Origin of the sequence: Streptomyces prunicolor NBRC 13075 (genome assembly GCF_000367365.1) — a bacterium.
Classification (GTDB): domain Bacteria; phylum Actinomycetota; class Actinomycetes; order Streptomycetales; family Streptomycetaceae; genus Streptomyces; species Streptomyces prunicolor.
The window spans coordinates 1-21033 of record NZ_BARF01000021.1 but is presented as its reverse complement, the minus strand read 5'-3'; the positions used below and the strand labels follow the sequence as shown (position 1 = coordinate 21033).

Genomic DNA, 21033 nt, shown 5'->3' with positions numbered 1-21033 from the left:
CGGGCGGCCGGTGGGTGAAGGGCGGCCGGTGGGTGAAGGAGGCGTACGCATGCGGGTCCCCGTCGTGCAGCACCGCAGCCGTCGACGCCGTGCGCTGCGCCGACGCGCCCTGTGGACCGGCGGCGAACTGCTCGTCACCACCGGGGTCGTCCTGCTCCTCCTCGTCGTCCACCAGTTGTGGTGGACCAACCGCGAGGCCCGCCGCGGCGCCGACCATCAAGTCCAGGCCCTGGAACGGCAATGGGCGACACCCGGCGCAGGGGGAGGCGCCGCCCCGTCGGCCAACTCCGGTACGGCGGGCGGTAGTTCACCGAGCCACCCGACCGCCACCACTTCGACCGACGGATCCACCCCCACCACCTCTCCCGGTTCCGCCACCACCCCCGACCGCTCCCAGGCCTACGCCGTCCTCACCGTCCCCCGCCTCCACCTCCGCGTCCCGATCGCGGAAGGCGTCAGCAAGCGGAACGTGCTCAACAAGGGGTACGTCGGCCACTACCCCGGCACCCAACAGCCGGGCCAGGCAGGGAACTTCGCGATCGCCGGGCATCGCAACACCCACGGCGAGCCGTTCCGGTACCTCAACCACCTGCGGGTCAAGGACACCGTCCAGGTCGAGACGAGCGCGGCCACCTTCACGTACACGGTCGACAAGATCCTGCCGCAGACCTCCGCCGCCGACTCCGGTGTCATCCGCCCGATCCCGCGCTCGACCGTCAAGCCGTCCTACGGCTACAGCCGGCCCGGGTACTACATCACCCTCACCACCTGCACCCCGGAGTACACCTCCCGGTACCGCATGGTCGTGTGGGGCACGCTCACCTCCATGCGGCCCCGCACCTGACACTGGGGGTCCGTGCACCCGATCCGTGAACCCGATTCCGGTCAGTCGGCAAGTACTGGTGAACGCTGTCCCTTTCCTCCGACCACACGGACCGCCGATGACCGATTCCGATCCACTGTGCCGCTCCTCCTGGGGGAACGGCACTACGAGAGCGGGCACCGCGAGAGCGGACACCGCGCTGCCAGGCACCGCGCTGCCAGGCACCGCGCTGCCAGGCACCGTGCAGCCGGACACCGCGCTGTCGGACGCCGTGCTGGTCGCGGCGTCGCTCGACGAACCCGAGCGCTTCGCCGTGCTGTTCGACCGCCACGCGCCCACCATCCATCAGTACGTCGCCCGGCGGCTCGGCCGTGACGCGGCCGACGACGTCACCGCCGAGACCTTCCTGACGGCCTTCCGGATCAGGGCCCGCTACGACAGCGGTCTTGCCGGTGTCCGCCCCTGGCTGCACGGCATCGCGGCCAAGCTGATCAGCCGGCATCGCCGTGAGGAGGTCAAGGCGCTGAAGCTGCTCGCCCGCACCGGTCGCGACCCGGTGGCCGAGACCTGGACCGACTCCGCCGACGACCGGGTCACCGCGCAGGCCGCGTCCCGGCCCCTGGCCAAGGCGCTGGCCGCCCTCTCCGAGGGGGACCGGCACGCCCTGCTCCTGTTCGCCTGGGCCGACTTCAGCTACCAGGAGATCGCCGAGGCCCTCGACATCCCGGTCGGCACCGTCCGGTCCCGGCTCAACCGGGCCCGCAGGAAACTCCGCGTCACGGCAGGCCCGTACAGCCCGTTCGGCGAGTCCGGCGAGATCGCCGGTACCGCCGATGCCGCCGTCCCACCACTCGAACCGCACGTATCAGAAGGTGATCCCGCATGAACGAGCCGGCCGATGCACGTGCCCTGCGCGCCGACGTCCCCTTGCGCATCGACGTCCCCTTGCGTGCCGACGTCCCCCTGCCCGACAGCGACCGCCTCGCGCCCCAACGTGCCCTGCTCACCGAGGCGTTCCGGCAGGAGGCCGTCGCCCGGAACCGTCCGCGTCCCACCACGGCCGCGGTGCACGGGTTTCCGCTGCCCCGCCGCAGATTCGTCCTGCTGACCGCGGCGGCGGCCACGGGCCTCGTCGTCACCGGCGGGGCCGTGGTCTCCCTCACCCACGACACCCCGGGCACCGCCCCCACCCCGTCCGCCACCTCCGGCGGCCGTCAGCTGCTGTCCGCGCAGGCCTCGGCCGACACCCTCGAACTGGCCGCCGCCACCGTCGAGAAGATCGGCGCCACCGAGCCCGGCCCCAAGCAGTGGGTCTACGAGAAGAACACCTCCTTCGACCAGGGGAAGCCCCGAAGCACCGAGCAATGGACCCGCTGGGACGGCACGGGCTCCGCGAGCCTGCCCGGTTTCCCACGCCCGGGAGACACCTCGGACTTCGACCCGAACAAACTCCGGGTCTGGTACGGCCCCAACCAGGAGGAGAAGTGGAAGGAGGCGGGCGCCGACGACCGGTCCCAGCGCCAGTTCTACCGCTTCCTCGCGACCCTCCCGAGCGACCCCGACCGCATGATGGCCGCCATCCGCAAGGAGCACGCCCTCGGCGACATCGAGGGGGAGACCGCGGCGCAGCGCGACTGGCGGGAGATCGACGTCCTCTACCGTTCCGTCCTGATCCCGCCGAACGCGCAGGCCGGTCTCTTCCGGGCGCTCGCCAAGATCCCCGGCGCCCGGGTGGAGAAGGGCGTCAAGGACCCCATCGGGCGGGCGGCCATCGGCGTCACCGTGACCTACGCCCAGCGCACCGCCTCGGGCTGGCAGGGCAAGCAGGAACTGTTCTTCGACCCGAAGACGTACGCGTACCTGGGGGAGACCAAGCACGCCGCGCCGGTCGTGATCCCCAAGGGTGCCGACGGCCGCCCGTACGCGGTGGCGTCGCCCGCGCCGGGCACGGACCCCGACGAGATGACCACGGCCCGCGCCGCCTGGGGTGTCGTGAACAAGCCGGGGGAGCGCCCCTGACCTCGGGACACACCGGGACGGGTGCGGGCGGCGGATCGCTCACCCCGCTCCCGCACACCCGGGCGGGTACGGCAGACGCCTCACGCCCGCTCCCGCAACACCCCCACACTCACCGCGGCCACGACCGCGAGCCCGGCCGACACCACCATCGCGATGTCCGCACCGCGAGCAAGCCCACCGCCTGCCGATGTCGCGATCGCGATGGTCAGCGCGACTCCCGCGCAGGACCCGATGTACCGGAACGTCTGCTGCGCCCCCGACCCCATCGCGGCCCGGGCCGCCGGTACCGACTCCACGGAGAGCAGCGGCAGCGCGGCGTTCAGCAGTCCGCTGCCCACGCCCGCGATCACCAGTCCCGGCAGCAGTCGTAGCCAGGAATCGGAGCCCAGCGCGCCCAGCATCGTCAGGACGCCGGCCGCGTGGAGGAGGAAACCCAGGGCGAGTTGGTGCCGGGAGGAGACGCGCCCGGCGAGGCGGCGGGCCTGGAGGGCGACCCCGAAGGACAGGCCCGACCAGAGGAGGAACAGCCAGGCCGTGTCCATCGCCGACAGGCGCAGCGTCTGCTGCAACAGCGTCGGCAGGAAGCTGAACAGGCCGATCACCGCGAGGCCCGTGAACAGGCCGCCCGCCGAGGAGGCCAGGAAGAGGCGGTGGCGCAGCAGGCTCAGGTCGATCATCGGCGTGCCGCCCCGGCGCTCGATCAGCGCGAAGACGCCGACCAGCACCACGGCCGCCAGCAACAGCAGGCCCACCGGCGCCCGCAGCCAGCCGTCGCGGCCCAGGGTGAGGGCGGCGACGAGCGCGACCAGGGCCAGCCCGAAGGTGACCGCTCCGGCGAGGTCGGGGCGTCCACCGCGCGGCGCGCGGGACTCCGACAACGTACGGACACCGAGGGCCGCCACCACGATCGCCGCCGCGCCGAGCACGCCGTAGGCCACCCGCCAGTCCGGCATCGCGCCCGCCACCAGTGGGCCGACCGCTATGCCGCCGCTGACGAACGCGCCCCAGACGCCGGTCGCGTGCAGACGGCCGCGCGGGGTCGGGAAGGCGTGCACGATCAGGCCCAGGCTGCTGGCGAGCAGCGCCGCGCTGGACGCGCCCTGCGCGATCCGGGTCAGCGTGAACAGCCAGGTCGAGGAGGCGAGCGCGGACAGCGCTGTCGTGATTCCGAGCGCGAAGGTGCCCGCGAGGAAGATCCGGCGGCGGCCGTAGTCGTCGGCGAGGCTGCCGGCGACCAGGAGCAGTGCGGCCAGGCCCAGCGGGGTGCCGTTCAGGAGCCAGGCCTGGGCGGAGAGCGGGGTGTGCAGGGCGGCGGCGATGTCGGGGAGCGTCACCATCGGCGCGGTGTACGTCATGAGTGCCACGGCGGTGGCCGCGCTGGTCAGGGCGAGGGTGGCGCGGGGGTGCGGCACGCCCACCTCGGTGACCTGGTGCTTTTCGGGAACCTCGGTGAGGGTTCGTTCACTGAACCTAGTCATGCGGAGTACCGTAGCATTGAAGGTTCGTTCATTGAACTTACTTCTCGGAATGTGGCTAAGGTGGGTGGCATGTCACTGGGCAAGGACTACGCGGGACAGGAATGCTCGATGGCCGGGGCGCTGGAGGTGGTCGGCGAGCGCTGGACGCTGCTCGTCGTCCGGGACGCCCTCTACGGCGTACGGCGCTACAACGACTTCCTCGCCCACCTCGGCATCCCGCGCGCGGTCCTCGCCTCCCGCCTCCAGGCGCTCACCGCCGAGGGCATCCTCGAAAAACGCCGGTACCAGGAGTCCCCGCCGCGCGACGAGTACGTCATCACCGAGCGCGGGATCGCCCTGTGGCCGGTGCTGCGCTCGCTCGGCCGGTGGAAGCGCGAGCAGTACGGCGAGACACAGCTGCGCTACTTCCGGCACGCGGACTGCGGCACCGAACTCGGCTCCTACGGCGAGTGCCCCGCCTGCGGCCTCGTCGTCCCCGTCGCGGACGTCCTCATGGACCCGGGCCCCGGACTCGATCCGGACCCGGCGGACTCGGTCGGCCGGGCACTCCTCAAACCGCGACGACTGCTCCAGCCGATCGAGAGCGATCCTGTATAACGGGCAGTACGAGAACGGTAGTTACCGTAGCCACGGCAGTCGGGAGAGGGGGCGGACCATGAACCGCAGTCGGGCGACCACCCTGCTGCTCTTCTTCCTGCTCCCCTTCGTGCTGGTGGACACCGCCGGCCTCCCGGCCGTCGTCGCGCTCGCCGCGACCGGTACCGCCCTCGCCGTCTGCGCCCTCCTCACCGCGCGCAGCGCGCCCGCCGTACCGCCCACCCGGGTCCGTACGGCCATCCGCGACCGGGCCCGCCGTACGGCGTTCCTGCCCCAGCGCGACCCCGACGCCTCGGGCCGCCCACGCCCCCGAGCCCCTGGACACACCCTCCGGACGACCACCGCGTAGGCATTCCCAGCAGCCTTTTCCGCCTCCGCGCGGGGTCGTCCCGTCGCCATGCCCACTCCCGGCACGACGAGACCCACGGAGGGCTCACCCATGTCTGTCTTCATGTCCGTTTTCGCTGCCCTGGTCGACCAACTCGCCGACCTGCTCCACCCGTTGTTCGGTACGGCTGCGGCCGCCGCCGCGATCGTCCTGTTCACCGCTCTCGTACGGCTCCTCGTGCATCCCCTGTCGCGGGCCGCGGCGCGTGGACAGCGGGCGCGGGCCCAACTCCAGCCGCGTATCGCCGAGTTGCGGAAGCGGTACGCGAAGCAGCCCGAGAAGCTGCAGAAGGCCGTACTCGAACTGCACACCGAGGAGAAGGTGTCCCCGCTGTCCGGGATCCTGCCGAGCCTGCTCCAACTCCCGGCGTTCTTCCTCCTCTACCGCCTGTTCTCCGGCGACGGCGACGGCCTCCTCTCCCACCAGTTGTTCGCCGCGCCGCTCGGCGGACGCTGGGCCGACGCGCTCGCCGGGGACGGGATGTTCGGGCCGGCCGGACTCGTCTACGTCGGGCTGTTCCTCGTAGTCGCCGCGATCGCGACCTTCACCTACGTCCGCGCCCGCCGCACGGCCGCCGACACGGCTACAGGTGTCGGCACCGGCACCGGCACCGGCACCGGCGCCCTCGGCAAGGTGCTGCCGCTCCTCTCCTACGGCACGCTGATCACCGTGGCCGTCGTGCCGCTCGCCGTCGCGCTGTACGTGGTGACCAGCGCGGCCTGGAGTGCCGTGGAGCGGGCGGTTCTCTACACGTGACGGCGGCCTGACCGCCCGCGGTGACGGTCCAGTCCGTGAACCGGGTATTGCGGACTGGACCATGAGCTTGGAGGATCGACCAGTCATCCGATGGCTGCACCCATCGGTCGACGGCCCGCACGATCGATGGAGATGGTGAACATGAAGCTGCTGCGAGTCGGTACGGCGGGGGCGGAGCGGCCCGCGCTGCTCGACGCCGACGGGACCCTGCGGGACCTGTCCGGCATCGTCCCGGACATCGACGGGCCGCTGCTCGCCGACACCGCCGCGCTGGGCCGGATCCGCGCCGCGGCCGACGCCGGGGAGCTGCCCGCGCTGGACGCCGACGGGCTGCGGGTCGGGCCGCCGCTGGCACGGATCGGCAAGGTCGTGTGCATTGGGCTGAACTACCACGACCACGCCCGCGAGACCGGCGCCGAGCCGCCCGCCGAGCCGGTCGTCTTCTTCAAAGCCGCCGACACGGTCGTCGGGCCGTACGACACCGTGCTCGTCCCGCGTAACTCCGTGAAGACCGACTGGGAGGTCGAACTCGCCGTCGTCATCGGGCGTACGGCCCGCTATCTGGAGTCCCACGAGGAGGCGCTCGCGCATGTCGCGGGGTACGCGGTCGCGCACGACGTGTCCGAGCGGGAGTTCCAGATCGAGCGGGGCGGGACCTGGGACAAGGGCAAGAACTGCGAGACGTTCAACCCGCTGGGGCCGTGGCTGGTGACCGCGGACGAGGTCGGCGATCCGCAGGGGCTGTCGCTACGGCTGTGGGTGAACGGGGAGTTGAAGCAGGACGGGACGACCGCCGAGCAGATCTTCCCGGTCGCCGAAGTGGTGCGCTACGTAAGCCAGTTCATGACCCTCTACCCCGGGGATGTCATCAACACCGGTACTCCGGCGGGCGTCGCGCTGGGGCAGCCGGAGCCCAAGCCGTTCCTGCGGGCCGGGGACGTCGTGGAGCTGGAGATCTCCGGACTCGGGCGGCAGCGGCAGGAGTTGAAGGACGCCTGACGAACGCCTGAAGAACGCTTGGCGGACGGCGGGGGACCAATGCGCCGTGAAGGACTGGAACTCCCCGCGCTCCGCGCACAGTTCCAGGTATGACGCACACCCCCGCCACCACCTGCCCGCGGCAGGACACGGCGCCGGACGGGCGGCCCGACGGATCACCGCCGCGCGGACGCGGCCTCACCGCATGGCTGCCCGCCCGTTCGCCGAGGCCGCCGCAGCGGCCCGACATCCAGGCGCTGCGCGGCCTGGCCGTCACGCTCGTCGTGCTGGCGCACGCCGGAGTGACGTTCGCGGCCGGCGGCTATGTCGGGGTCGACGTCTTCTTCGTGATCTCCGGATTCCTCATCACCTCGGGCCTGCTCCGCGAGGCCGACCGCTCCGGAACCCTCTCCCTGCGGCGCTTCTACGCCCGCCGCGCCGTGCGCATACTCCCGCTGGCGACCCTGGTGTCGCTGGCCACCATGATCGGCTGCCGGCTCTTCGCCTCGAAGGTCCGCTACGCCGAGTTCATGCACGACGCGCTGGCGGGCGCGCTGTACTTCGTGAACATCGACCTGGCGGACTCGGGCACCGACTACCTCCGCGAGGGAAGCTCGCCGTCGCCCTTCCAGCACCTGTGGTCGCTGTCCGTGGAGGAGCAGTTCTACCTCCTGTGGCCCCTACTCCTGCTCGTCAGCTGGAAGTTGATCCGACGTCCATGGCTACGGGCCCTGCCGTTGGGCGTGTTGTGCGTGCTGTCGTACGTCCTGGGCGTCCGCGCGACCGAGACCTCGCCCTCCTGGGCGTACTTCGGCCCGCACACCCGCCTGTGGGAACTGGGCACCGGCGCCCTACTGGCCTTCGGCGCCGGGGCGTTGGAGCGCCTGCCTCGCCAACTCGCCGCCACAGGCGCGTTGTTGGGGCTGTCCGGCATCATCGCGGCGGCGACGCTGTACGACGCGGACACGCCGTTCCCCGGCCACTTCGCGCTGCTGCCCGTGCTCGGCGCGGCCCTGGTGATCGCGGGCGGCTGCCGTAGGGAACCCCCCTCCACACCGGCCGCCCTGCGCCCCGCGGCCTGGCTGGGCGACCTCTCGTACGGCTGGTACCTGTGGCACTGGCCGCTGCTGATGCTCGGCCCCCTGGCGCTGGGACGCCCGGCCGGGCTCCGGCTGAATCTCGCGCTGTGCGCGGTCGCCCTGGCCCTGGCCCGGGTGAGCCTGCGGCTGCTGGAGAACCCGGTCCGGTTCAGCGGCTCGCTGCGCCGACGACCCACGACGGCGGTGACCTTCGGCCTCGGCCTGTCCGCGACCGTCGTGTCCGCCGCCCTCGTCGCTACGGCCTTCCCACCACCGATCGGCTCCGGCACCCGGGTGCCCGGCCTCGCGGAGGCCCTGACGACGGCATCGGACCCCGAGGCCCGGCTCACCGGCCTCCTCGCCGCACCCGCGACCACGCTGCCGAGCAACCTGTCACCGGCCCTCGCCGCCATCAAGACGAAGCGCTCCGCCGTCTACCGCGACAGCTGCCACGTCAACTACACGGCCACCAGCTCGCCGGCCTGCGAGTACGGCGACCCCTCCGGCGACAAGGTCGTCGTCCTCTACGGCGACTCGCACGCCGCCCAGTGGTTCCCGGCGCTGGAGAAACTGAGCCACCAGTACGGCTGGAGGCTGGTGTCCCTGACGAAGGCGTCCTGCAAGACGGCCGACATCACGACCGTCAACGGCCCCGGCCCGTACACCTCGTGCGACACCTGGCGGGAGAACGCGCTGCGGCGGATCGAGCAGCTGCACCCGATGCTGGTCCTGGCCTCCTCCTCCGAGGTGGCCAAGCCCGTGAAACCGATGAAGGACCCGCTGGAGGACTGGACGGCGGGTTATGCACGCGTCTACGAGCGGCTGGCCCGCGCCGCCGACCAGGTGGCCGTCCTGCTCGACACCCCGTGGCCGAACGCGCAGGACGACCCCGTCGAGTGCGCGTCGACGCATCCCCTGCGGCTGGACAAGTGCGAGTCGGACCAGAGCGAGGCGATCAAGGACCCCACCCGGCGGGAGGCCAACCGCCAAGGCGCCCTCCGTGCCGGCGCCACCGTGATCGACCCGAAGCCCTGGCTCTGCCCCGGCTCGGGCAACTGCCCCGTCGCCGTCCGCGACACGTTCGTCTACCGCGACGAGAGCCACCTGGCGGAGACCTACGCCGAGGCGCTGACTCCGGTGCTGGGGCAGGAGCTGCGGAGGCTGGGGATATGAGGTTCGGAGCGTCAGCGGCACGAGCTCAAGGACGCGTACGCTGGTCCGGAGAATAGGAGGGCACCATGACCGTTGTGCAGACCGAAGTGACGCTTGAGGAGTTCGAAGCGCTCGAAGCCGCAGCGCCGGAAAGCCTCCACATCGAGCTGATCAACGGGAGGGTGACCGTGACTCCGGCTCCGGACGGTGACCACGACGAGAACGTCATGTCCATCGGGGACCAGGTACGGGTGCACGATCCTGGGCTGCGCATGTACCAGGAGCGAGGGCTGGCCATTCCCGCATACCGTGCCGGACGCGCCCGCGTCGATGGCGCGGTCGCCCCGCTCGGGAACTTCCGGGGGCAGCCGTCCTGGGCGGATACCTCGGCGGTCCTGCTGGTTGTCGAGGTGACGTCGGGCAGCGAGAAGGATGCGGACGCCGACCGCGTCGAGAAGCGTGACGCCTACGCCCAGGCCGCGCTGCCCGTGTATCTGCTCGTCGACCGGCACCGTGGCGAGGTGGTCGTGCACTGGGAGCCCAAGGGTGGTCGATACCAGCACTCGCAGAAGGCGGTCTTCGGCGCGAAGCTAGGGTTGCCCGAGCCTTTCGGGTTCGACCTGGACACGTCGGACCTGGCCTGAGGTCGGCGTGGCCGTCCGGCCACGCCGGCGCGGACTGAGCGCCGGGCCTCCTCCAGCTCAGTGAAACTCGGCGCGCAGGGACGGCTCTTCGGAGCGCAGACCCACGCTCCAGATGCCGTAGCGGCCGATCGTTTCCTTCAGGGCGCTGCTCATCGGTCCTGTTCCCTCCGGTGTGGGACGTGTGGGACGTGCTGGTCAGTGCCAACCGGAGGGAGCCTCGGATTGTTTCCGCCCGGCGGTTACTTCCGGTCGTCGCCCAGGAACCGCTCCAGCGCCTCGACCACGAACCGGTGGTCCTGCAACTGCGGCAACCCGCTCACCGTCACCGTGCCGATCAGACCCACGCCCTCGACATTGATCGGGAACGAACCGCCGTGCGCCGCGTACTCGTCGGGGTCGAGGCGGGAGGACTCCTCGAAGGTGCTGCCCTTGGCGCGGAAGCGGGTGCCGACCAGGTAGGAGGCCGCGCCGAAGCGCTCGACCACCTTGCGCTTACGGTCGATCCACGCGTCGTTGTCGGGGGCCGAACCCCGCAGCGCCGCGTGGAACAGCTGCTGACCGCCGCGCCGGATGTCGATGGCGACCGGGGCCTGCCGCTCCCGGGCCATTTCCACGAGCAGCGAACCCAGCTCCCACGCGTCGTCGTAGGTGAAGTGCTGGAACACCAAGTGGCGTTCCTGCGCCTCCAGTTCCTCCACCGTCGGGGTGATCTCCGGGGCGATCCGCTGGGTGATCGAGGGCTTGTTCTGGGTCACAGGGTCACCGTCACTCCGTCGCGGGCGCTGCGGCGCGCGGCTTCCAGTACGTCGAGAGCGGCGGCCGCCTCCAGGGCGGTCACCGGGTTGGGGGCGCCGTCACGGAGGGCGGCGGCGACGGCCGCGTAGTACGCGGGGTAGTCGCCGGGGAGGGTCGGTTCGGGGCGGCCACCGCCGGTCAGCGGGGACTCGCCGGCGCCGACACGGCCGTAGAGGGACTCGGGCTCCTGGCCCCAACCGTCCGCCGTGCCCGGTCGCTTGCCGTCGCGCAGGTCCGCCTCCTGAGGGTCCAGGCCGTACTTGACGTAGCCCGCCTTGGAGCCCAACACCCGGAAACGCGGGCCGAGTTGGGCGGTCGTCGCGGAGACGTACAGGTGTGAGCGGACGCCGTTCGTGTGCGTGATCGCGAAGAACGTGTCGTCGTCCGTCTCCGCACCTGGGCGGCGGATGTCCGACTCGGCGTACACGGAGGCCGCCGGGCCGAAGAGGGTCAGCGCCTGGTCGACGACATGGCTGCCGAGGTCGTAGAGCAGACCTCCGATCTCTGCCGGGTCGCCGGACTCGCGCCAGCCGCCCTTGGGCTGCGGGCGCCAGCGCTCGAACCGGGACTCGAAGCGCCATACGTCACCCAGCTCGCCCTCGGCCAGGAGCTTGCGCAGGGTCAGGAAGTCGTTGTCCCAGCGGCGGTTCTGGAAGACGGAGAGGAGCAGGCCGTGCTGCTCGGCCAGGGCCGCCAGCTCGCGCGCCTCGGCTGCCGTGCCGGCGATCGGCTTGTCCACGACGACCGGCAGGCCGGCCTTCAGGGCGGTGGTCGCGAGCGCGACGTGCGTCTTGTTCGGCGACGCGATGGCGATCAGGTCCAGGTCGCCGGCGCGGTCGAACAGCTCGTCCGGGGTCGCGGCCACGCGGACGTCCGGGAACTCGGCGCGGGCCTGTTGCTGCCGCTCCGGGTTCGAGGTGACGACCGTGTCGAGCGCGAGGCCCTCGGTGGCGGCGATCAGCGGGGCGTGGAAGACGGAGCCCGCGAGGCCGTAGCCGACGAGCCCGACGCGGAGGGGTGTGCGAGTGGTGCGTCCAGTCATGCCCTCCACTTTCGCAACGCTGTTGCCAAAGTGCAAGTGGTGGGGACAATGGGGGTGTGAACAACAGTGCGCGGGGCGGGACCGGAAGCGGAACGACTACGGCGGTGGGCGCGAATCTGCTCGCCGTGCGCAGCCACAACACCGCGCTGGTCCTCGACCTGCTGCGGACGGCCGGCGCGGACGGGATCAGCCGCCTCGAACTCGCCGAGCGCACCGGGCTCACCCCCCAGGCCGTCAGCAAGATCACCGCCCGGCTGCGGGAGTCCGGCCTTGCCGCGGAGGCGGGGCGGCGCGCGTCCACGGGCGGGAAACCGCGCACGGTACTGCGGCTGGTGCCGGAGGCCGGGCACGCGGTGGGGGTGCATCTGGACCGGGACGAGCTGCGGGTGGTGCTCGTCGATCTCACCGGTGCGGTGGTGGGGGAGCGGGGTGCGCCGCTGGACCTGGGGGCGGGGGCCGGGGTGGTTGTGGAGGCGGTGGCTCGGGAGGTCGAGGAGCTGGTGATCGGGACGGTGGTGCCGGACGCCGTCGGCTCGGCGGACCTGCGCCCCGCGTCCGCCGCCCTCGCCGCCACCGGCCACCTGCTCGGCGTCGGTGTCGCTCTCCCCGGCCCCCTCGATCACGCCCACGGCGTTCTGCACCGGGTCACCGGTTTCCCGGAGTGGGACGGGTTTCCGCTGCGGGACGCGCTCGCCCGGCGGCTCGGGGTGCCTGTCGTCGTCGACAAGGACACGAACGCCGCCGCGCTCGGGCTGGCCGTCGGCGGGGTGGGCGGGGCGTTCGCCTATCTGCACCTCGGGACCGGGCTCGGCGCCGGACTGGTGATCGGCGGAGGTGTGCACCGGGGCGCGCGGACCGGGGCCGGTGAGTTCGGGCACCAGGTGATCCAGCTGGACGGGCCGCCCTGCGACTGCGGGAACCGGGGCTGTATCGAGGCCCTGTGCCTGGCCGCCGTAGCGCGCGGTGACGTCGATGAAGCGGCGCGCGTGCTCGGTGCGGGCGCCGCGAACCTAGTGGGCCTGCTCGACATCGACCTCGTGCTGCTGGGCGGCCGTACCGTCGCCGCCGACCCGGAACCCTTCGTGCGCGGAGTCGCCGCCGTCCTCGACGAAGGCGCCCGGCGAGAGGGCGCCCGCGAGGCCGCCGTACCCGTACGGGTCGCCCCCGGCAGGGCGCGGGGTGTCGCGGAGGGAGCGGCGCAGTTGCTGCTGGGGCCGCTGTTCGGACGGGCGGACGGTTGACCGACTGACCGTCTGCTCTGCCTGGCGGAACAGCCGCGCCCGTTCGAGGCACACTCCCGGCCATGTCACCCTCTGTCGGCCCTCACCCCCGGCACGCTCATGTGTTTATGCGACTGCCCCTGCGCCCGCGCACCCCACTGCGCGCACCCTTGTCCCGGTCTCTGCCCCTGTCCCGGTCCCTGTCCCTCTGCCTCGCCGCAGCCGCCCCCCTCCTCATCGCAGCCACACCATCGGCCCACGCGGCAGGCACGGCGGCCGCCGCTCCCACCTGTGCCGCCCCCGACGCCCACACCTTCCCCCTCACCACCCGCATCCACGACGGCCCCGACTCCTACGAGGCCGGCGGCGGCTACGGCACCTGGTACCTCGACCTCACCAACACCACCACCCACCGCTGCACCGCGATCCACCCGGTCGTCGTCCTCGTGGACCAGCAGCGTGCCCTGAAACCGTCCCAGCCCAAGCTGGAGTTCTACGACGGCACCCGCCCCCGCCCGCACCCGGTCCACTTCGCCCGGACCGACGAGGCCGAACTGGTCGGCGCCTTCGACGACGGCTTCCCGGGCTTCACGGTCGACCCCGGCAAGACCCTCACCGTGAAGATGCGCCTCGCGCTGGCCCCGGACGCCGTCGCGAACGAGATCACCGCCGACGCAGCCGTCGTACAGCGCCATGCCGACGACGGGGACTGGGTCGGCCAGTCGAACGACTACCGCTTCGACGTCGACCCCGCCGTCCCGGGATCCAGCACCCCCGCCACTTCCACGACGACCCCCGCTCCCACCGCCACCGCGCCCGCCGAGGACCTCTCGTTCACCGACGAACTCGCGCGCACCGGAATCGGCCCCGAACACCTCGTCCTCGCCGCCGCATCCGTCCTCCTTGTCACCACCGGCGCCCTGCTCCTGGCCCGGAGGCGCCGCTAGCGCCGCCGGTCGCTTCTGCGACGATCTCCCCGTGGACTACCCGAACGACCAGGCCCCCGGCGCCCCCGTCCGCTCCGGCATCCCGGAGCACGGCCGTATCCCCAAGTACTACGCGGTGAAGGCCCAAATCGCCGCGCTCGTCGACGAGTTGGGGGAGGGTGGCCCGATCCCCACCGAGCGCGACCTCTCCGAGCGGTACGAGGTCGCCCGCGAGACCGTGCGGCAGGCGCTGCGCGAACTCGTGCTGGAGGGCAGGCTGCGCCGGCAGGGCCGGGGCACGGTCGTCGCGGGGCCCAAGCTGGAGCAGCCGCTGTCCCTGGCCAGCTACACCGAGGGCGTACGACGACAGGGCCGCACCCCGGGCCGCAGCCTCGTCACCCTCGACCGCTTCCCCTGCCCCGACGCACTCGCCGCCGAGACCGGACTGACCCGCGGCGAACCCGTCTGGCACCTGGAGCGCGTCCTGCTCGCCGACGACGAGCGGGTCGGCCTCGAAAGCACCTACGTCTCCGTCGCCCGACTCCCGCACCTGGACACCGACTTCGAGCCCGACTCCTCCTTCTACGGCTACCTCGGCGCCCGCGGCATCCACTTCGGCGACGCCGACGAACGCATCGAGACCGTGCTCGCCACCCCGCGCGAGGCCCTCCTCATCGGCACCCCGCCCGCCCTCCCGATGCTGCTGATCCACCGTGTGTCACGGGACACGGAGGGCCGCCCGCTGGAACGGGTGCGGGGCCTGTACCGGGGCGACCGCTTCTCGTTCACCACTCACCTGACGCATCAGTAGTCACCTGACGAACCCATCCATTCATAACGAATAAGTAACGGGTCTAGCCCAAAAGTGCGGCCGTCGGTCAGGCTCAGGTCGTGAGAGTGACAGTCGTCGGAGGCGGCGTGGTGGGCACCATGCACGCCTGGCAAGCAGTGGAACGCGGCCATGAGGTCGTACAGATCGAGCGCGAGGCGGAGGCTCGCGGCGCTTCGTTGCGCAACTTCGGGCAGATCTGGGTGAGTGGCCGCGCGGGCGGCGAGGAACTCGAAACCGCCCTGCGGGCAAGGGAGTTGTGGGAGGAGATCGGCGCCCGCGTGCCCGGGCTCGGCTTCCGGGCCAACGGTTCGCTGACCCCGGTCCGGGGCGAGCGCGAACTCGCCGTCGCCGAGGCCGCCATAGCGAGGGAGGACTCCGCGGCGCGCGGCTACAAACTCCTCACCCCGGCCGAGGCCCGCGCCGTGAACCCCGCCCTCCGCGGCGCCTTCACCGCCGCCCTGTACTGCGAGCGCGACGCGGCCGTCGAACCCCGCACCGCCCAACTCGCCCTGCGCGCCGAGCTGTCGAAGTCCCCGAACTACACCTTCCTGCCGGGCCGCGAGGTCCGCGAGGTCATCGGCGAGCACGCGGTACGCGACGACCACGGGGACGTGCACGCCTCCGACGTGGTCGTGCTGTGCACGGGCGCCTGGCTCGGCGGACTCGTCCGCGAACTCGCCGGACCCGAACTCCCCGTCCGCCGCGTCCGGTTGCAGATGATGCAGACCGACCCGCTCGGCGAACCGCTCACCACATCGGTCGCCGACGCGGACAGCTTCCGCTACTACCCGGCCTACCGCGGCCGGGCCCTGGACCAACTCAACGTCGAACAACCGCAGTTGCGGATCCCGGCCGCGCACGCCATGCAACTCCTCATGGTGCAGCGCGCCGACGGCGGACTGACCATCGGCGACACCCACGAGTACGAGCACCCGTTCGCCTTCGACACCACCGAGGATCCCTACGACCATCTCGCCGAGGTCCTCGAATCGTTCCTCGGCCGTCCCCTCCCGAAGATCCGCCGCCGCTGGGCCGGCGTGTACGCGCAGTGCACCGACCCCGCCCGCGTCGTCCACCGCCAACAGGTGCGCGACGGCGTCTGGTTGGTCACCGGACCCGGCGGACGAGGCATGACCTGCTCCCCGGCGATCGCCGAAACCACCGCGAACGAACTGGACTGGTGACCCCCGTGATCCCCCTCATGAACCCGAACCCCACGACACCCGACATCCGTCTCGTCGTCCTCGACATGGCCGGCACGACCGTCGCCGACGGCGGTCTCGTCGAGGAGGCGTTCGCCGCTGCCGCCCGCCACATGGGCGAGGAACCCGGCTCCGGACCCGACTCGATGCTCGACTACGTCCGCGCCACCATGGGCGAGTCCAAGATCTCCGTCTTCCGCCACCTGTTCGGCGCGGAGGCCAAGGCCCAGGACGCCAACAAGGCCTTCGAAGCGGCGTACGCCGAACTCGTCGACGGCGGCCGGGTCGCCGCCCTCCCCGGCGCCCGCGAGACCATCGAGACCCTCAAGTCCCAAGGCCGCACAGTCGTGTTGACGACCGGCTTCGCCCGCACCACGCAGGACGCGATCCTGGCCGCGCTCGGCTGGCAGGACCTCGCCGACCTCACCCTGTGCCCCGCCGACGCCGGCGGCCGGGGACGCCCGTACCCGGACATGGTGCTGACGGCCTTCCTGCGTACGGGAGTTGCCGACGACGTACGACAGCTGGCCGTCGTCGGCGACACCTCGTACGACATGCGCAGCGGGGTCCGCGCGGGCGCGGGCCTGGTCGCCGGCGTCCTGACCGGCGCGCACGACGCGGACGCGCTGCGGGCGGCCGGGGCGACCCAAGTCCTCGACGGCGTAGGACAGTTGCCCGGAGTCCTCGCATGACGAACGGCATCAGTGGCGCGAGGGGAGATCCCCCTGGCCGGATCAGGTCAATCAGATCAGGTCGACCAGGTCGGCGATGGACTCCACGACCTTCGTGGGCCGGTACGGGTACCGCTCCAGATCGCCCCTGGTCGTCAGCCCGGTGAGGACGAGGAAGGTCTCCATCCCTGCCTCCAGCCCGGCCAGTACGTCCGTGTCCATGCGGTCACCGATCATGGCGCTGCTCTCCGAGTGCGCGCCGATGGTGTTCAGCGCGCTCCGCATCATCAGCGGGTTCGGCTTGCCGACGAAGTAGGGCTCCTTGCCGGTCGCCTTGGTGATCAGCGCGGCCACCGAACCGGTCGCCGGCAGGGCGCCCTCGGGGGAGGGCCCGGTGTTGTCGGGGTTGGTCGCGATGAACCGGGCGCCGTCGTTGATCAGCCGGATCGCCTTGGTCAGGGCCTCGAAGGAGTACGTGCGGGTCTCGCCCAGGATCACGAAGTCGGGGTCGGAGTCGGTCAGCACGTACCCCGCGTCGTGCAGTGCCGTCGTCAGCCCGGCCTCGCCGATCACATAGGCGGTGCCGCCGGGGTGCTGGTTGTCCAGGAAGGCCGCGGTGGCCAGCGCCGAGGTCCAGATGTTCTCCACCGGTACGTCGAGCCCGATCCGGTTCAGCCGGGCGTGCAGGTCGCGCGCGGTGTAGATCGAGTTGTTGGTGAGGACCAGGAACGGACGTCCCTTCTCCCGCAGCGTCTTGATGAACGCCTCCGCGCCGGGCACCGGGACGCCTTCGTGCATCAGCACCCCGTCCATGTCGGTGAGCCACGATTCGATGGGCTTGCGCTCTGTCATGGGTGGGCACTCCTGCGGTACGCGGGCATGTGAGGTGACCATGCTATGCACCTTCCGGCGCCGTCCCCCATACGGAGCAGCCGGGCGCGGCTGAGGATGCGGGCGTCCACTGCGAGGAGGAGTCTCCAGATATCTGGAGGTTCACGATGGGTTCACTGAAAGTCACACTCTGTACGGGCGCCGCGGTGGTCCTCGCGACGCTCACCCCGACGGCGTACGCGGCGGACGGAGGCGGCGTCTCGGTGACCCCCGCTTCCCCGGCCCCCGGCGGCGAGGTAGCGCTGAAGATCAGCGGCTGTGCCGGTACGACGGGCTCGGCGGCGTCGGACGCGTTCGTCGCCGACGCCAAGCTGGTCGGCGCGGCCGGCACCCTCGCCGGTGAGACCCGGGTCCGCAGCTCGCTGGAACCGGGCAGCTACGACGTGAAGATCACCTGCGGAAGCGTGACGGTGAAGGGCGCGATCAAGGTCGTGGCGGACGCTTCCCAGTCGCCGTCAGCGCCTCCCTCGGCCCCCGCCTCGCCGGTCGCGCCCGTCCACGCGGGCGGTGGCGGTACGGCGCGGCACCTGGCCGCCGTGGACGCGCATGCGGCCGGTCCCGGTACCGCGCACGCCGTGGTGGGTCTGCTGCTGGCCGGTGTCGCCGCGACGGCCGTGGCGCTGCGCAGCGCCCGCCGGAGCCGCAGGACGGGCTGACCGGCCATGTTCGATCACGACAGGCCCGCCGACCACGAGCGTTCCACCGGCACCGGACGGCTGCTGACCGGGGTCGCCTGGGCCGTGCTGCTGCTCGGGCTGTGGCTGTGGGGCCAGGACCTGACCGACATCCGGCAGGGCATATCCGCGCCGACGACCGGCGACGTGGCGGCGGTCGGCCGCCCCCCGGAGGCCGAACTCCCGCCCGCGGCAAAGCCGTTGGGCAACGCCCTGCCCCAGCGCATCGACATTCCCCAACTCGCCGTACAGGCACCGGTGGTGGCCCGCGGCCTGGACACGCAGGGCGCGATCGACCCACCGCCGTTCGACCAGGCGGGCGTGGTCGGCTGGTACGGGAACGGAGTACGGCCCGGGGCCCCCGGAACCGCCCTGATGGTCGGCCACGTCGACACCGAGACCAGGCCCGCCGTCTTCTACAAGCTCAGCACCCTCCGCCCGGGCGGAACGATCCGGGTGATCCGCGACGACGGCAAGGTCGCCGAGTTCACCGTCGACGACGTCCGCGTCCTGACCCGTACCCACTTCGACGCCCAACAGGCCTACGGCACCCGGGAGTCGGGCCGCGCCGAACTCCGCCTGATCACCTGCGGCGGCACCTTCGACCGCGCCAGCCGCAGCTACACGGCGAACGTGATCGTGTCCGCCTACCTCACCGGCACCGGACTCTGACAACCGGGCCCGGCCGACGACCTGCTCCCCCCTTGAAGCCGCCGACCGGGCTGGTCCTCAACCGCACGCGCACGGGCTGCGGGAGTAACCCGGCGAACGGCGCGGGAGGTCTGGAAAACCAGTGGTGGAAGGTGTGGATTCGGGCCAGGGGCTGGGGCCGTCGGGAATGACTCTAGAACGAATGAGCGTCCGGGCCTAGAGGGCGAATAACGCCATGTCTCGCAGTAGTCGCTCGCCGTCATATGCACTGGTCACAGTCGATCCACAAGTCCCCCCTCGATCACCGACCGCGCGACCAGGTCCAACGGCAGCCGGTGCCGTCGCGCATGCCCGCGCAACGCGATGAACGCCTCGTCGGTACCGACCTGCCAGCGTTCGGCGAGCATCCCCTTGGCCTGCTCGATCCGAACCCGGCTCGACAGCGCCTCCTGCAACTGCCCGGCCAGGGAACGGGATTGGGCGTACGTGCGATGATTCTTCAGCCCCAGAGCGGCGGCGTCGGCGAGGGCCTGCGCCACCGCCACCTCCGAACGCCCGCCGTCCGAAGCGGAGTTGGGCAGCGCCGACTCGAACACATTGAGCGCGCCGAGCAGCGTCTCGCGCCGCCGCACCGGCACCGCGAAGGTCGCCACGATGCCGTGCCGCAGGGCCCGTTCGGTGAACTCCGGCCAGCGGGCGGCCACCTGGGCCGAGCTGATCGACACCGGCGGTACGGGCCGCCCGGACCCGTAACTCTCCAGACAGGGCCCGGAGTTGTGCTGTGCCGCCAGCAGATCGAGAGCCACCTCCTCGCGACCGCCGCGCCTGCTCCCGGCCAGCGCCACGGCCTCACCACCATCAATCAACACAACCCCGGCAGCCCAAGCGGACAGCAGCTCCACGCAATGATCGGCCAGCCGCCGCAGATACTCCTCGGTGTCGAAGTCCTCGATCAGGGTGTCGGCGGCCTCCACCAGCGCCGCGGCGAGCCTGCTCTCCCGGGACGTGTGGTGCATGACGGCCACCTCCCCCTGCCCCGCGACCGAGCCCGCCGGACAGCCCCTAGGCCGCCCATCTACCCCGAGGAGCGGAGGTGTAACAGCCGGACGACAACACCCGGGCGTTCTCGTGGGCGGCACGCCACGTATGTCACGATTGAGCCTTGGATCGGTACAGCCAAGGGGGAGTTGGATGTACGGCAGCCAGGGGACCCCGGTCTCCTTCGGCACACGGACGTCGGCGTTGGTTCTGGGGGCCGCGTTGCTGATCGCGGGGTGTTCCTCGGGGGACGGGGACAAGAAACCCGACGCGAACGCGAAGATCACCCAACAGCCCGAGGGAGCGGACCCGATCTGGGTCAACCCGGACACCAACGCGGCCCGCCAGGTGGCCACTTACGTCAAGGCGGGCAAGACGTCGGACGCCGAACAGATCCGAAAGATCGCCGAGCAGCCGACCGGCGAGTGGATCGGCGCGGAGAACCCGAAGGCGGAGGCCCAGGGCTTCACCGAGGCCGCCGACAAGGCCGGCCGCACCGCACTCCTGGTCCTCTACAACATCCCGCACCGCGACTGCGGCCAGTACTCCCAGGGCGGCGCGGGCGACGGCGACGCGTACCGCGAGTGGATCGACGCGGTGGCGCAGGGCATCACGGACCGCGCGGCGACCGTGATCCTGGAACCGGACGCCATCCTCCACCTGGTGGACGGCTGCACTCCCGCCCAATTCCAGGCGGAGCGCTACGACCTACTCGCCTACGCGATCACCAAGCTCAAGTCCCTCACCCACACGAAGGTCTACCTGGACGCCGGAAACGCGGGCTGGGGCCACCCCGACGAGATCTACCAGCCCCTCGAACGAGCGGGCCTGGCGAAGGCCGACGGCTTCGCGGTGAACGTCTCCAACTTCTACTCCACCCAGGACTCCATCGCCTACGGCAAACAACTCTCGGCCAAGACCGCCGACAAACACTTCGTCATCGACACCAGCCGCAACGGCAACGGACCGTATACGGATGGCGACACAGACGAGAACTGGTGCAACCCCCCGGGCAGGGCCCTGGGTGAAACCCCCACAACAAAGACGGCGAACCCGCTGGTGGACGCGTACTTGTGGATCAAACGCCCGGGTGAGTCGGACGGAGAGTGCAAGGGCGGCCCGAAGGCGGGCAATTGGTGGCCAACCTACGCCTTGAAACTGGCGCAAGCTTCAACCC

Annotated in this window: 22 protein-coding genes; 17 read left to right on the top strand and 5 right to left on the bottom strand. The window is 71.5% G+C overall.

The window, feature by feature from the left end; genetic code table 11:
- The first annotated feature begins 49 nt into the window (after nt 1-49).
- The 3 genes from SPR02S_RS09315 (at nt 50) to SPR02S_RS55460 (ending at nt 2842) form a co-directional block, all read left to right on the top strand.
- On the top strand, nt 50-844 hold the full coding sequence (locus SPR02S_RS09315; protein WP_019056677.1) for a class E sortase: 795 nt from the start codon (nt 50-52) through the stop codon (nt 842-844).
- A 97-nt stretch (nt 845-941) separates the two neighbouring features.
- Entirely contained in the window at nt 942-1709 is a 768-nt protein-coding gene (locus tag SPR02S_RS09310) for an RNA polymerase sigma factor (RefSeq protein WP_019056676.1), read from the top strand.
- Nucleotides 1706-2842 (top strand): CU044_5270 family protein, encoded by a 1137-nt coding sequence (locus tag SPR02S_RS55460; protein ID WP_019056675.1) that lies wholly within the window; start codon nt 1706-1708, stop codon nt 2840-2842. The genes SPR02S_RS09310 and SPR02S_RS55460 overlap by 4 nt, the downstream gene beginning before the upstream one ends.
- Nucleotides 2843-2922: 80 nt before the next feature.
- Here the strand turns inward: SPR02S_RS55460 and SPR02S_RS09300 are convergent, their stop codons facing one another.
- The gene (locus SPR02S_RS09300; RefSeq protein WP_019056674.1) at nt 2923-4320 is read right to left on the bottom strand and encodes an MFS transporter; all 1398 of its coding nucleotides are present in this window, start codon (nt 4318-4320) and stop codon (nt 2923-2925) included.
- 69 nt (nt 4321-4389) lie between these two features.
- Between SPR02S_RS09300 and SPR02S_RS09295 the strand changes: the two genes are divergently transcribed.
- The 6 genes from SPR02S_RS09295 to SPR02S_RS09270 all read left to right on the top strand — a co-directional run bounded on the left by SPR02S_RS09295 (nt 4390) and on the right by SPR02S_RS09270 (nt 9914).
- Complete coding sequence (locus SPR02S_RS09295; RefSeq protein WP_019056673.1) at nt 4390-4917, top strand: winged helix-turn-helix transcriptional regulator; 528 nt, start codon at nt 4390-4392, stop codon at nt 4915-4917.
- 58 nt (nt 4918-4975) lie between these two features.
- Nucleotides 4976-5266: a DUF6412 domain-containing protein gene (locus tag SPR02S_RS09290; RefSeq protein ID WP_019056672.1), complete on the top strand. Its 291-nt coding sequence runs from the start codon at nt 4976-4978 to the stop codon at nt 5264-5266.
- A 102-nt stretch (nt 5267-5368) separates the two neighbouring features.
- On the top strand, nt 5369-6061 hold the full coding sequence (locus tag SPR02S_RS09285) for a YidC/Oxa1 family membrane protein insertase (protein WP_026150367.1): 693 nt from the start codon (nt 5369-5371) through the stop codon (nt 6059-6061).
- A 141-nt stretch (nt 6062-6202) separates the two neighbouring features.
- Nucleotides 6203-7060 carry a fumarylacetoacetate hydrolase family protein gene (locus SPR02S_RS09280; protein WP_026150366.1) on the top strand — a complete coding sequence of 286 codons (858 nt, stop codon included), beginning with the start codon at nt 6203-6205 and terminating at the stop codon, nt 7058-7060.
- Between the two features lie 89 nt (nt 7061-7149).
- Nucleotides 7150-9291, top strand: a complete 2142-nt coding sequence (locus SPR02S_RS09275; protein WP_019056669.1) for an acyltransferase family protein — start codon at nt 7150-7152, stop codon at nt 9289-9291.
- Nucleotides 9292-9356: 65 nt separating this feature from the next.
- Nucleotides 9357-9914 carry a Uma2 family endonuclease gene (locus SPR02S_RS09270; protein WP_019056668.1) on the top strand — a complete coding sequence of 186 codons (558 nt, stop codon included), beginning with the start codon at nt 9357-9359 and terminating at the stop codon, nt 9912-9914.
- Between the two features lie 239 nt (nt 9915-10153).
- Here the strand turns inward: SPR02S_RS09270 and SPR02S_RS09260 are convergent, their stop codons facing one another.
- Nucleotides 10154-10669, bottom strand: a complete 516-nt coding sequence (locus SPR02S_RS09260) for a heme-degrading domain-containing protein (protein ID WP_019056666.1) — start codon at nt 10667-10669, stop codon at nt 10154-10156.
- The gene (locus tag SPR02S_RS09255; protein WP_019056665.1) at nt 10666-11751 is read right to left on the bottom strand and encodes a Gfo/Idh/MocA family oxidoreductase; all 1086 of its coding nucleotides are present in this window, start codon (nt 11749-11751) and stop codon (nt 10666-10668) included. The genes SPR02S_RS09260 and SPR02S_RS09255 overlap by 4 nt, the downstream gene beginning before the upstream one ends.
- Before the next feature lie 56 nt (nt 11752-11807).
- On the opposite strand from SPR02S_RS09255, the gene SPR02S_RS09250 reads away from it, so the two are divergent.
- The 5 genes from SPR02S_RS09250 (at nt 11808) to SPR02S_RS09230 (ending at nt 16623) form a co-directional block, all read left to right on the top strand.
- Complete coding sequence (locus SPR02S_RS09250) at nt 11808-12992, top strand: ROK family transcriptional regulator (protein WP_043258180.1); 1185 nt, start codon at nt 11808-11810, stop codon at nt 12990-12992.
- A 107-nt stretch (nt 12993-13099) separates the two neighbouring features.
- The gene (locus SPR02S_RS09245; RefSeq protein WP_019056663.1) at nt 13100-13918 is read left to right on the top strand and encodes a hypothetical protein; all 819 of its coding nucleotides are present in this window, start codon (nt 13100-13102) and stop codon (nt 13916-13918) included.
- 31 nt (nt 13919-13949) lie between these two features.
- Entirely contained in the window at nt 13950-14708 is a 759-nt protein-coding gene (locus SPR02S_RS09240) for a GntR family transcriptional regulator (protein ID WP_019056662.1), read from the top strand.
- An 80-nt stretch (nt 14709-14788) separates the two neighbouring features.
- Nucleotides 14789-15913: a TIGR03364 family FAD-dependent oxidoreductase gene (locus SPR02S_RS09235; protein WP_026150365.1), complete on the top strand. Its 1125-nt coding sequence runs from the start codon at nt 14789-14791 to the stop codon at nt 15911-15913.
- Between the two features lie 17 nt (nt 15914-15930).
- Nucleotides 15931-16623, top strand: a complete 693-nt coding sequence (locus SPR02S_RS09230) for a phosphonatase-like hydrolase (protein ID WP_026150364.1) — start codon at nt 15931-15933, stop codon at nt 16621-16623.
- A 51-nt stretch (nt 16624-16674) separates the two neighbouring features.
- Here SPR02S_RS09230 and SPR02S_RS09225 read toward each other — a convergent pair whose 3' ends face one another.
- Nucleotides 16675-17454: an HAD-IIA family hydrolase gene (locus SPR02S_RS09225; protein WP_019056659.1), complete on the bottom strand. Its 780-nt coding sequence runs from the start codon at nt 17452-17454 to the stop codon at nt 16675-16677.
- Between the two features lie 146 nt (nt 17455-17600).
- Here SPR02S_RS09225 and SPR02S_RS09220 point away from each other — a divergent pair, with 146 nt between their 5' ends.
- Nucleotides 17601-18149 carry a hypothetical protein gene (locus SPR02S_RS09220; protein ID WP_019056658.1) on the top strand — a complete coding sequence of 183 codons (549 nt, stop codon included), beginning with the start codon at nt 17601-17603 and terminating at the stop codon, nt 18147-18149.
- 6 nt (nt 18150-18155) lie between these two features.
- A complete protein-coding gene (locus SPR02S_RS09215) occupies nt 18156-18839 on the top strand; it encodes a class F sortase (protein ID WP_019056657.1) in 684 nt (227 codons plus the stop codon).
- 251 nt (nt 18840-19090) lie between these two features.
- On the opposite strand, the gene SPR02S_RS09210 is transcribed toward SPR02S_RS09215, so the two are convergent.
- On the bottom strand, nt 19091-19834 hold the full coding sequence (locus SPR02S_RS09210; RefSeq protein ID WP_019056656.1) for a GAF and ANTAR domain-containing protein: 744 nt from the start codon (nt 19832-19834) through the stop codon (nt 19091-19093).
- 175 nt (nt 19835-20009) lie between these two features.
- On the opposite strand from SPR02S_RS09210, the gene SPR02S_RS09205 reads away from it, so the two are divergent.
- A partial coding sequence (locus SPR02S_RS09205) for a glycoside hydrolase family 6 protein (RefSeq protein ID WP_019056655.1) occupies nt 20010-21033 on the top strand: 1024 nt, incomplete at its 3' end.

Coding starts and splice junctions, on each gene's coding strand:
- SPR02S_RS09270 (WP_019056668.1), top strand. CDS start 9,357: ATGACCGTTGTGCAGACCGAAGTGACGCTTGAGGAGTTCGAAGCGCTC.
- SPR02S_RS09285 (WP_026150367.1), top strand. CDS start 5,369: ATGTCCGTTTTCGCTGCCCTGGTCGACCAACTCGCCGACCTGCTCCAC.
- SPR02S_RS09245 (WP_019056663.1), top strand. CDS start 13,100: ATGCGACTGCCCCTGCGCCCGCGCACCCCACTGCGCGCACCCTTGTCC.
- SPR02S_RS09220 (WP_019056658.1), top strand. CDS start 17,601: ATGGGTTCACTGAAAGTCACACTCTGTACGGGCGCCGCGGTGGTCCTC.
- SPR02S_RS09210 (WP_019056656.1), bottom strand. CDS start 19,834: ATGCACCACACGTCCCGGGAGAGCAGGCTCGCCGCGGCGCTGGTGGAG.
- SPR02S_RS09310 (WP_019056676.1), top strand. CDS start 942: ATGACCGATTCCGATCCACTGTGCCGCTCCTCCTGGGGGAACGGCACT.
- SPR02S_RS09215 (WP_019056657.1), top strand. CDS start 18,156: ATGTTCGATCACGACAGGCCCGCCGACCACGAGCGTTCCACCGGCACC.
- SPR02S_RS55460 (WP_019056675.1), top strand. CDS start 1,706: ATGAACGAGCCGGCCGATGCACGTGCCCTGCGCGCCGACGTCCCCTTG.
- SPR02S_RS09280 (WP_026150366.1), top strand. CDS start 6,203: ATGAAGCTGCTGCGAGTCGGTACGGCGGGGGCGGAGCGGCCCGCGCTG.
- SPR02S_RS09225 (WP_019056659.1), bottom strand. CDS start 17,454: ATGACAGAGCGCAAGCCCATCGAATCGTGGCTCACCGACATGGACGGG.
- SPR02S_RS09275 (WP_019056669.1), top strand. CDS start 7,150: ATGACGCACACCCCCGCCACCACCTGCCCGCGGCAGGACACGGCGCCG.
- SPR02S_RS09295 (WP_019056673.1), top strand. CDS start 4,390: ATGTCACTGGGCAAGGACTACGCGGGACAGGAATGCTCGATGGCCGGG.
- SPR02S_RS09255 (WP_019056665.1), bottom strand. CDS start 11,751: ATGACTGGACGCACCACTCGCACACCCCTCCGCGTCGGGCTCGTCGGC.
- SPR02S_RS09300 (WP_019056674.1), bottom strand. CDS start 4,320: ATGACTAGGTTCAGTGAACGAACCCTCACCGAGGTTCCCGAAAAGCAC.
- SPR02S_RS09315 (WP_019056677.1), top strand. CDS start 50: ATGCGGGTCCCCGTCGTGCAGCACCGCAGCCGTCGACGCCGTGCGCTG.
- SPR02S_RS09290 (WP_019056672.1), top strand. CDS start 4,976: ATGAACCGCAGTCGGGCGACCACCCTGCTGCTCTTCTTCCTGCTCCCC.
- SPR02S_RS09230 (WP_026150364.1), top strand. CDS start 15,931: ATGAACCCGAACCCCACGACACCCGACATCCGTCTCGTCGTCCTCGAC.